9 protein-coding genes are annotated in these 9,771 nt (G+C 74.2%); 5 read left to right on the forward strand and 4 right to left on the reverse strand.

Features of this window, described 5'->3' with window-relative positions; genetic code table 11:
- Positions 1 to 33 precede the first annotated feature (33 nt).
- The 3 genes from AB0G52_RS02345 to AB0G52_RS02355 form a co-directional block, all read right to left on the reverse strand.
- Positions 34 to 1,368: a hypothetical protein gene (locus AB0G52_RS02345; protein WP_361332910.1), complete on the reverse strand. Its 1,335-nt coding sequence runs from the start codon at positions 1,366 to 1,368 to the stop codon at positions 34 to 36.
- Positions 1,369 to 1,553: 185 nt separating this feature from the next.
- The gene (locus tag AB0G52_RS02350) at positions 1,554 to 2,831 is read right to left on the reverse strand and encodes a GAF domain-containing protein (protein WP_361332913.1); all 1,278 of its coding nucleotides are present in this window, start codon (positions 2,829 to 2,831) and stop codon (positions 1,554 to 1,556) included.
- A gap of 311 nt (positions 2,832 to 3,142) precedes the next feature.
- Complete coding sequence (locus AB0G52_RS02355) at positions 3,143 to 4,786, reverse strand: acyl-CoA dehydrogenase family protein (RefSeq protein ID WP_361332916.1); 1,644 nt, start codon at positions 4,784 to 4,786, stop codon at positions 3,143 to 3,145.
- A gap of 174 nt (positions 4,787 to 4,960) precedes the next feature.
- On the opposite strand from AB0G52_RS02355, the gene AB0G52_RS02360 reads away from it, so the two are divergent.
- The gene (locus AB0G52_RS02360; protein ID WP_132890053.1) at positions 4,961 to 6,106 is read left to right on the forward strand and encodes a YihY/virulence factor BrkB family protein; all 1,146 of its coding nucleotides are present in this window, start codon (positions 4,961 to 4,963) and stop codon (positions 6,104 to 6,106) included.
- A 145-nt stretch (positions 6,107 to 6,251) separates the two neighbouring features.
- On the forward strand, positions 6,252 to 6,923 hold the full coding sequence (locus AB0G52_RS02365) for a helix-turn-helix transcriptional regulator (protein WP_361332919.1): 672 nt from the start codon (positions 6,252 to 6,254) through the stop codon (positions 6,921 to 6,923).
- Here AB0G52_RS02365 and AB0G52_RS02370 read toward each other — a convergent pair.
- Entirely contained in the window at positions 6,912 to 7,307 is a 396-nt protein-coding gene (locus tag AB0G52_RS02370) for a VOC family protein (protein ID WP_132890051.1), read from the reverse strand. The two genes, AB0G52_RS02365 and AB0G52_RS02370, sit on opposite strands and share 12 nt — an antisense overlap.
- Before the next feature lie 120 nt (positions 7,308 to 7,427).
- Here AB0G52_RS02370 and AB0G52_RS02375 point away from each other — a divergent pair, with 120 nt between their 5' ends.
- From AB0G52_RS02375 to AB0G52_RS02385, 3 genes are all read left to right on the forward strand, one after another.
- A complete protein-coding gene (locus AB0G52_RS02375; protein WP_361332922.1) occupies positions 7,428 to 7,973 on the forward strand; it encodes a membrane lipoprotein in 546 nt (181 codons plus the stop codon).
- Between the two features lie 212 nt (positions 7,974 to 8,185).
- Entirely contained in the window at positions 8,186 to 9,052 is an 867-nt protein-coding gene (locus tag AB0G52_RS02380; RefSeq protein ID WP_361332925.1) for an isocitrate lyase/PEP mutase family protein, read from the forward strand.
- Complete coding sequence (locus AB0G52_RS02385; RefSeq protein ID WP_207921777.1) at positions 9,049 to 9,303, forward strand: hypothetical protein; 255 nt, start codon at positions 9,049 to 9,051, stop codon at positions 9,301 to 9,303. The genes AB0G52_RS02380 and AB0G52_RS02385 overlap by 4 nt, the downstream gene beginning before the upstream one ends.
- The last annotated feature ends 468 nt before the right edge of the window (positions 9,304 to 9,771 follow it).

The raw sequence follows: 9,771 nt of genomic DNA on the forward strand, positions 1-9,771 counted from the left end.
TGCCCAGGTGCCGCGTCCGACGACGCGTCCCGGCTAGCGCAGCGACGCGTCGATCGAGCGCAGCGGCGTCGAGAACAGCATGCGCTCGCTGACCGACCACACCTCGCCCGTGTCGGACGCGTACGACAGCGAACCGGTACCCGCGGCCCAGCAGCGGTGCGAGGCGTCCGAGCCGCAGCGGCTGCCGTGCGCGCCGTCGGTGTCCTGGCGCCACAGGCCGCCGTGTCCGTCCATGGCGCCGGGCAGACGGCCGACGTACCACTCGGAGTCGGTCGCACCAGGCGGCCGGTACGACAGGACGCCCCGGATCTCGGAGGCCCCCGTCCGGTACGCCTCGATCGCCTCCACCCGGCCGGCGGCGTCGGTGGCGAGCAGCCCGTCGCGCGCGGGCCTCTCGTCGAACGCGTACCGCCACAGCCGGGCCCGCCGGTCGTCGCCCGCGGTGGTCCACTCGCCGAGCGCCAGACTGTCCGGGGACGTCCCCCGGTCCACCGAGAGCGCGCTCGGACAGGGCGCGCCGTCCCCGGAACAGGCGCCCGCGGCGAAGCTGTACCAGCCCACCGCCGGCATCGCGTACCGGAACCCGTCGGCCGACCAGCCGCCCCGGACCCGGCCGACCGCGTCCGTCAGGACCGAGGTCCGCTGGATGCGGTTCAGGTCGTAGACGTAGAGCGCGTCGGCGCTGCCCGGGGTGGTGGTGACCAGCAGCTTGTTCTCGTACCAGGCCATTCCGGAGATCTGCGAGGTCAGACCCCGGTAGGTGCTGCCGTCGGCGCTGGGCACGGTCAGCAGGACCCAGGCGTAGGTGGGGTGGGCCGGGTCGTTCGCGTCCACCACGGCGATCCGGGCCAGGCCCCGGGAGGCGGCCGGCCCGGAGGTGGTGGAGTGCGTCCAGCCGGCGAGGACGACGCGGTTGGCGCCCCACAGGCCGTCGTCGTCCGCGTCGGACGAGGTCGTCACCGAGGCCGGGCGCCAGTCGTCGGTGAGGGTGTCGGTGGGGTCCCAGCAGTACGCCTCGTCGGCCGCCGGCGCGACCGGCAGCGTGTCCCGGTCGCCGGAGTCGCAGTCGGCCGCCTCCCGCAGCGTGTGGTCGGCGTTCTGCAGGACGTCCGCGACCCCGACGGTGCCGCCCGCCGCCGAGGCGAGCCGGTCGAGCGAGCGCCGCGGCACCAGGTGCTCCTTCAGTTGCAACCGGGCCATGGCGGCGGTGGAGGTCAGGGGCTTCAGAGCGCCGGGGTCCTCGGCGACCGTGGCCTGCGAGGCGCTGACGATCGTGGCGGTCGCGGTGAGCGCGAGCGCGGTCCCGGCCAGGGCGGCGCGCAGTGCCGCGCCCCGCCTGCGTCGCCGGTGTCTGCCGCGATGCTTCATGTCTCCTCCCGAGGCGGGCCAACTGCGCCGGATGGTCCGTACGTTGACCGAGGAGCAGGTGGGGAGGCCCGTACCGGGATGCTACGGCAGCCGGGCCCCCGGTATCTCGAAGACGTCGCAAATCCACGGAAGATACCTCCCGTGATGCCCCGGATACGCCGAATGCGCCCCCGACGACGGGGTGTTCACCTCGACCGGTGGCCCGGGGTTCTGCCCACCGTCACCGCCGGGGCGGTCGAGTACGGCAGCAGGTCCCGCGGGTCGTCGGGGAACAGCACCTCGATCCGCGCGTCCTCACGGAAGCGGTACGGCCGGTGTTCGAGGAGCGCTCCCAGGTACCGCCGCACCCGGGACATCTCCGCGCGTACGGTGACGGTCCGCGAGGCGTCCCCGAACAGGTCCTCGGCGAGACCGGCCGCACTGCGCCCGGCGCGCCGTACGGCGAGCAGGTACAGCAACTCCGCGTGCCGCGGACTCAGTTCACGGGTCCAGGAGTCCGCGCCGCCGCCCACCGTCAGTACGGGCCGGCGCGGCCGGGTCAGGTCGAGCACGAGCCGGCCGCCGTCCGCCGGCACCGGCTCGTCCGCCGGCCGCAGCAGCCAGCCCCCGGCCAGCGGCTCCACCGAGCACAGCCCAAGGCCGGGCAGCCGACGGCGGCCCGGGGACAGGGACTTGGGCAGCGCGAGCCGCCGCGGAGGCGCCATCCCGGTGACCGCTGCGGTCCAGCCGTCGGCGTCCACCACCAGCGCCCGCCCGGCCAGCCGGGCCAGTACCGGGGCGGCGACCGCCCGCAGCCGCTCCAGGGCGTCCAGATGCAGTTCCCGCAGCCGGGCCTCGGCGAGCTTCGCCACCGAGTTCACCCACGCCAGGGTCGCCGGGTGCATGGTCTCCAACGGTCCGCTGACATCCACCACCCCGAGCAGCGTGCCGTCCCGGGGGTCGGTGATGGGGGCGCCCGAACAGGTCCAGGAGGCGTGCGAGCGCACGAAGTGCTCGGCGGCGAACACCTGCACGGGCCTGCGCACCACCGCCGGGGTGCCCACCCCGTTGGTTCCGACGACGTCTTCGCGCCAGTCGGCGCCCAGTTCGAAGCCCAGCCCGTCCGCCTTGCGCAGCACCCGCGAGGAACCCTCACGCCACAGCACCCGGCCGTCGGCGTCGGCCACCACCATGATGTGCTGGGCGACGTCCGCGACCGAAAGCAGCCCCTCGCGCAGGACCGGCAGCACGTCCCTGAGGGGGGTCTCCTCCCGTCTGCGCCGGACCTCGTCGGCCGACAGCAGCCCCGAGCGGAAGTCGTGGTCGGGGTCGACACCGTGGCGCAGCATCCGCCCCCAGGACTGCTCGATCACCGGCCGGGGCGCGATCCGCCCACGTTGTCCGGCGAGCCTGGCCTCGCGGACCTCGCGCAGCACCCGAGCCGCCTGGGCCGCGTCCTGCACGGCGAGTCGGGCCACGTCCATCGGCGGGTTCCCCACTGAGGTCCTCCCGGACAGTCCTCGGAAAAGGCATGGAAGAGTCTTGTCAAGCCGTCCGGGCGGCGGTTTCCGGTCCGGCTGCGCGTCTCATACTGCCGTTCTCCGGTGCCGGAGGCACACGGTCCGCACACAGTCACCCCCAGGTTGCAACCCCTTGCAACCCTGGTGAACGAGCCGGGGGTGGCCGAAAATTGGGCCGACGCCACGGCGTCGGCGGCCTGACATGGGCCGACGTGGTGGGGGTGGTGCCGTGTCGGCGCAGCACCACCCCCGACCCGTCCCGGCGGGAAGGCCGCTCAACCGGGGACGTGCACCCGGGCCCGGTCCACCAGGGCCGCCAGGTCCAGGCTCGGCGGCAGGGTGCCGAAGGTCGAACCCCAGTCGTTGCCCAGCCGCGAGGCGCAGAAGGCGTCCGCCACCGCGGCCGGCGCGAAGCGGACCAGCAACGAGCCCTGGAGCACCGTCGCCAGCCGTTCCACGAGCCGTCGGGCCCGGGTCTGCGCGCCCTCCAGGTCGGCCAGTTCGGCGAACAGGTCCTTGACCGCCCGGTCCAGGCGGTGGTCGGCGCCGTGGGCACGGCCGATCTCCTGCAGACAGGCGTCCAGGGCGCCTGGCTCGCGGTGCAGCGCGCGCAGGACGTCCAGCGCCTGGATGTTCCCGGCGCCCTCCCAGACGGCGTTGAGCGGCGACTCGCGCACCAGCCGGGGCAGTCCCGACTCCTCCACGTAGCCGTTGCCGCCCAGGCACTCGGCCGCCTCCACCACGAGGGGCGCGCAGCGCTTGGTCACCCAGTACTTGGCGGCCGGCAGCGCCAGTCGCAGCAGGGCCCGTTCCGCCTCGCCCCCGTCGTCGTAGGCGGCGGCCAGCCGCAGCGCCAGCGTGGTCGCGGCCTCCGACTCGACGGCCAGGTCGGCCAGCACGTTGCGCATCAGCGGCTGGTCGGCCAGTCTGGCGCCGAACGCCTCGCGGTGCGTGCAGTGGTGCACGGCCTGCGCCACCGCCTGCCGCATCAGCCCCGCCGAGCCCAGCACGCAGTCCAGCCGGGTCGCGGCGACCATCTCGATGATGGTCGCCACCCCGCGCCCCTCCTCGCCCACCCGCCGCGCCCAGGTCCCGTCGAACTCGACCTCGGCCGACGCGTTGGACCGGTTGCCGAGCTTGTCCTTGAGCCTCTGGAGGAGGAAGACGTTGCGGGAGCCGTCCGCCAGGACGCGGGGCACCAGGAAACAGGTGAGGCCGCCGGGTGCCTGGGCCAGCACCAGGAAGCCGTCGGACATCGGCGCCGAGCAGAACCACTTGTGCCCGGAGAGGGTGTACGTCCCGGACTCCGCGAGCGGGACGGCGGCGGTCGTGTTCGCGCGTACGTCGCTGCCGCCCTGCTTCTCCGTCATGCCCATGCCGAACAGGGCGCCGGCCTTCGACCCGGCGGGCCGCAGCTCGCGGTCGTAGATCATCGACGTCAGCAGCGGCTCCCAGGCGGCGGCCAGCTCCGGGTCCGTGCGCAGCACCGGCACCGCCGCGTTCGTCATCGACAGCGGACAGCAGTTCCCGGCCTCCACCTGGGTCCAGACCAGGAACGCGGCGGCCCGCCGGACGTGCCCGGCCGGCCGTACGAAGCCGGTGGTCAGGCCCGCGCCCACCCCCTTGCCGAGCATCCGGTGCCAGGCCGGATGGAACTCGACCTCGTCGACACGGTGCCCGTAGCGGTCATGGGTGCGCAGCCGCGGCGGGTGCTCGTTCGCCTGGGCCCCCCACTCCTGCACCTGCGCCGAACCGGCCGAGGAGCCGATGCCCGACAGCTCGGAGCGCACCTCGTCGAGCAGTTCGGGCGCGGTGTGCCGGGCCACGGCCTCGACGAGGGCGTGGTCGGCGGTGAACAGGTCGTACCCGACCAGCGGGGGCGGCTGGTTGGTGACGGTGTGGGTGGCGGTGCCTGCCATGTCTGCGAACCTACCCGGGGCCGACGGCGGTGGTCTCCAGCGTGACACAGCGACTTCCCCGGTCGCGCCGGATGATCCCGCACCGGGCCGGCCGGTTCCCGGTCCGGTCCGGAACGACCCGGTCAGGGCCCCCGGGAGATGAGTGGCGACCCGGACGGCGGATACCGTTAGAGCGTGCAGCCAGCAAGCGACATCCCCGAGCGGCCCTCCGGCCGGCTCCACCGGGCCAGAGCCCTCTACCGGAACGTCTCCAAGCGCAGGACGGCCTGGCTGCTGCTCAAGGACACCGTCAATTCCTGCATGGAGTACCGCATCCTCGGGCTCGCCGCCGAGGCCGCCTTCTTCACCCTGCTGTCCGTGCCGCCGCTGCTGCTCAGCCTCATCGGACTGCTCGGTTACGTGGACGACTGGACCGGCGCCCACACCATCGCCAGCCTGGAGAACAACCTCCTCGACGCCTCCCGCACGGTCCTGTCCGACAAGGGCGTCAAGGAGATCGCGGAGCCGATCCTGCACGACGTGGTCCAGGGCGGCCGCCCCGACGTGATCTCCATCGGCTTCCTGTTCGCCCTGTGGTCGGGCTCCCGCGCGGTGAACGTCTTCATAGACACGATCACCGTGATGTACGGCCTCGACGGCGTCCGCGGCATCGTGAAGACCCGGATCGTCTCCTTCCTGCTCTTCATCGCCGCCCTGCTGATCGGGTCGGTGGCGCTGCCGCTGATGGTGGCAGGACCGGACGCGGTGGTCCGGATCGTGCCGTGGTCGGAGACGGTCGTGCAGGTCCTGTACTGGCCGGTGGTGATCGTCCTCTCCATCGTCTTCCTGACCACGCTGTACCACGTCTCCGTGCCGGTCCGCTCCCCGTGGATCGAGGACGTGCCCGGCGCCCTGGTCGCCCTCGCCATGTGGGTCCTCGGCAGCTTCCTGCTGCGCATCTACCTCACCCACACCATCGAGGGCGCCACGATCTACGGCTCGCTCGCCGCGTCCGTCGCCGTCCTGCTGTGGATCGGCGTGTCGGCCTTCGCGGTGCTGGTCGGCGCCGCCGTGAACGCCGCCATCGACCGCGTCTGGCCTGCCGCCGCGACGGCCGCCGCCCGCGCCGCCAACGAACGGCTGCGGGAGGCCCAGGTCGCCGAGTACGTCGCCCGCGCGACCGCGGCGGCGCGCGAGGGCGGGACCGACGACCCCGACGACCCCGACATGCCGTCGGAGTTCCCGGAGCGGTGGTCGCGGTTCCTGCCGCCGGAGGACGTCACGGCGCGGCTGCGCGCGCACGTGAAGAGCAGCCATCCGCCGCACAAGCGGGAGGGGTGAGGGCCGGGGGCGGTTCCGCCGTGGCCCGTGGCCGTGCCGGGTGCGGGCCGCGGGCCCGGCGGGGGCCGGTCGCGCAGTTCCTCCCCAGCCTTCGGCCGGAGGTACCCCCAGCGCCCCCCGTCAGGGCGCGTCTAGGCTGAGGTCCGTGTACAGGGAACGGCCGTCTCGGCTCCGGGGTGCGGTTGTCTGGGCGCACACCCCGGACGCGGGCGGTGCGGGACGGGTGCTGCCCGACGGGTGCATGGATCTGCTGTGGAACGAGGGACGGCTGCTCGTCGCCGGGCCCGACACCTCCGCGTACGTCCCCGACGGGGCCGTCGGGGCGTGGGCCGGGCTGCGCTTCGCTCCCGGGGCCGCGCCCGCCTTTCTCGGGCTGCCGGCGTACGAACTGCTCGACCGGCGCGTCGACCTGAGCGAGCTCTGGCCGGCTTCGGACGCGCGCAGGCTCCGGGACCGGGTCGCCCGCGCCGCCGATCCCGGCCGCGCGCTGGAGGAGATCGCCCTCGAAGGCGCGGCGCCCGCCGACCCGTTGCTCGGGCGGCTCGTCGAAGCGCTGGACGCGGGGTGGCCGGTGGCCGCCGTCGCCGACGAACTGGGGATCGGCGCACGTCAGTTGCACCGCCGCAGCCGCGCCGCCTTCGGCTACGGGCCCAAGACGCTGGCGCGGGTGCTGCGGATGCGGCGCGCCCTCGCGCTCGCCCGGGCCGGGGTGCCGCTCGCCGAGACCGCCGTCCGGGCCGGGTACGCGGACCAGCCCCATCTCTCCCGCGAGGTGAGGGCGTTGGCGGGCGTCCCGGTGACCGGCCTACTGAGGTAGCGGTGCGAACAGGTCGACGCCGTTGCCGTCGGGGTCGTGCACCGTGGCGTACCGCTGACCCCAGAACGCGTCCCAGGGCTTGAGCTCGCCGTGGTACCCGGCGCCGACCAGGTCCTCGTACACCGCGTCCACCTCGGCGGGGGAGCCGCAGTGGAAGGCGAGCCCCACCCGGCCGCCCGCGGCCGGCGGCCGCCAGGCCGGGTGGAAGGAGCGGATGGTCTCCTCCGTGTCCAGGGCGAGGGTGAGGCCGCCCGGCAACTCGGCCTCGACATGGGGCTGTTCCTCGGCTCCGGGCGGAAAGCCCAGGCCGAGACGGCGGTAGAAGGCGAGGGACGCGGACAGGTCGGAGACGACCAGGCCGAGCACGGCGAATCGTGGAGTCATGCGGTCACCGTAGGCGGCCGGCCCGGCGCCGGTCTTGAACGGATCGGACCTGTGCCCCCGCATCCGGGGGCGCCCGGAAAACCCCCTGCCTGTGGAACAGCTGTGCGGCACGATGGGCCCATGATCCGTGCCGTGCGCGCCCTGCCGCCGCTGCTGCTCGCCGCCGCCCTGCTCACCGGCTGCGGCACCGAGAAGGTCGGCTCCGGCGCCGCGGCACCGCCCGCCGACCGGGCCGGGATCGGCGCCCGGGCCAGGGCCCTGGGCATCGCGCCCGACCTGGTCTACGTCACCCGCGCCCCCGGGTTCACCCTCGCCCAGCAGTCCGTCGGCGCCCAGGGCGACGACGGCTTCTCCGCCGCGTACACGGACAGCACCCGTGCCGTCATCCACCTCTACACCGACCGGCCACGCCACGCCGGACACCACCGGTACGAGGTGGCGAAGAAGGGGTGCGTCGTGTGGCTCGAAGGCGAGGGTGACGTCTCCGCGGCCGTCCTCGGCAAGGCCCTGCGCGCGGTCCACCGGCCCTCCGCCGGTGAACTCGGCGCCCTGCTGCCCACGCCCGACCCGGCCTTCACCGACGGCGAGCCGGTGCGGCGCGGCGACCTGCCGACCAACGGGGACGGCGGACCTCCCGACAACAGCGTGCCGACGCCGGGGCTCTGAGCCGGCCGGCGGTGCACCCGTACGGGCGTTCCGCTGTGCCACACGGCCCACCAGTGACGTTTCTCCGGTGAACCCGATCCGCCATTGGAGTGAGTAAAGGTCGCGCACGGAGATGGTCACGTGCGTATCTAGAGATGCTCTTGTCTTGGCAAAGGGCGTTGAGACGCGACGGCCGTCCGAGCCGCCGCGCCACCCACAGGAGGAGCCGGACCTTGACTTACGGGAAGAAGCTGCGCGAGCAGATCGCCGGGCCGGGGACGACCCCGCTGATCGGCGTGTACGACATGTACTCGGCGTCGATCGCGGCCAAGCACTACGACGGGATGTTCGTCTCCGGCTTCGGCTTCGCCGCCTCGTACTACGGCCTGCCGGACATCGGATTCATCGCCTGGCCCGACATGGTGGCCTTCGTCCAGCGGCTGCGGGGCGCGTTCCCGCACCACCATCTCCTCGTCGACATCGACGACGGGTACGTCGACCCCGAGGTCGCCTGCCACGTCGTGGAGGGGCTGGAGAGGATCGGCGCCTCCGGGGTGATCCTGGAGGACCAGAAGCGGCCCCGCCGCTGCGGGCACGCCGACGGCAAGCAGGTGCTGCCGCTGGAGGAGTACCTGGAGAAACTGGAGCGGGTCCTTCAGACCCGTCAGGACCTGGTCGTCGTGGCCCGTACGGACGCCACCGACGAGCACGACATCCTGCACCGCGCGGAGCGGCTCGCCGCCACCGACGCCGACGTGATCCTCGTCGACGGGGTGCGCAGCGAGGAGTGGATCCGCCGCATCCGCAAGGTCGTCGGCGACAAACCGCTGCTCTTCAACCAGATCGCGGGCGGCAAGTCGCCCCGGCTGTCGCTGACCGAGCTGGACGAGCTGGGCGTGGACGTGGCGATCTACTCCACACCGTGTCTGTTCGCCGCGCACGAGGCGATGGACACGGCGCTCGGCGAACTCAGGGCGGCGGACGGCCGGCTGCCCCGGGTGGACGCGGACGGAGGGGTCGGCGTCAAGGTGTCCACGACGCTGCTGGAGCGCAACATCGCCCGCGAGCGGCTCGGCGAGCCCGAGGGCGTGGGCGTGTGACGGCCGCGCTGCCGGTGCTGCGGGCGGCCGCGGTCGCCGCCGTCGCACTGCTGGCCGGGGCCGCCGCCCCGGCCCACGCCGGCGACAGCCTGATCACGGTGCTCGACAACTCGCACGCGGACTCCATCCTGGAGGTGGACCGCACGGCGAACGTGCAGGCGGGCCGAGGCACGGCGGGCAGCGACCACGACGGCAGCGCCGTGGACGCCATCCAGGCGATGCTCGGCGAGCCCGTCACCCACGACGACTGAACACCACAGCCCGCACCAGCACCCCCGGCAGGGCAGCCGGACGGTTCCGACCACCCACGCCAAGGGCCCGGCGGCCCGTGTCGGGGGAGCCGACCGCCCGTGTCGGGGGTCTGGCGGCCCGTGTCGGGGGAGCCGACCGCCCGTGTCGGGGGTCCGGCGGCCCACGCCGGAGGAGCCGACCGCCCGCGTCGGGGGAGCCGACCGCCCGTGTCGGGGGAGCCGGGCGCCCGTGTCGGGGGTTCGGTGGCTCGCGTTGGGGGAGCCGGGCGCCCGCGTCGGGGGTCGGGCCGCCCACGCATGGGGAGCCGACCGCCCGCGCCGGGGTCCGGCGGCCCATGCCGGGTGTGAGGGCGCCCGCGCTGGGGGGGGCCGGCCCCCCACGCCGGGGGTCGACCGCCCACGCCGGGGGTCGACCGCCCACGCCGGGGGTCGACCGCCCACGCCGGGGGTCGACCGCCCACGCCGGGG

The sequence above is a fragment of the Streptomyces sp. NPDC021562 genome, assembly GCF_040640875.1.
In the GTDB taxonomy this organism is placed as follows: domain Bacteria; phylum Actinomycetota; class Actinomycetes; order Streptomycetales; family Streptomycetaceae; genus Streptomyces.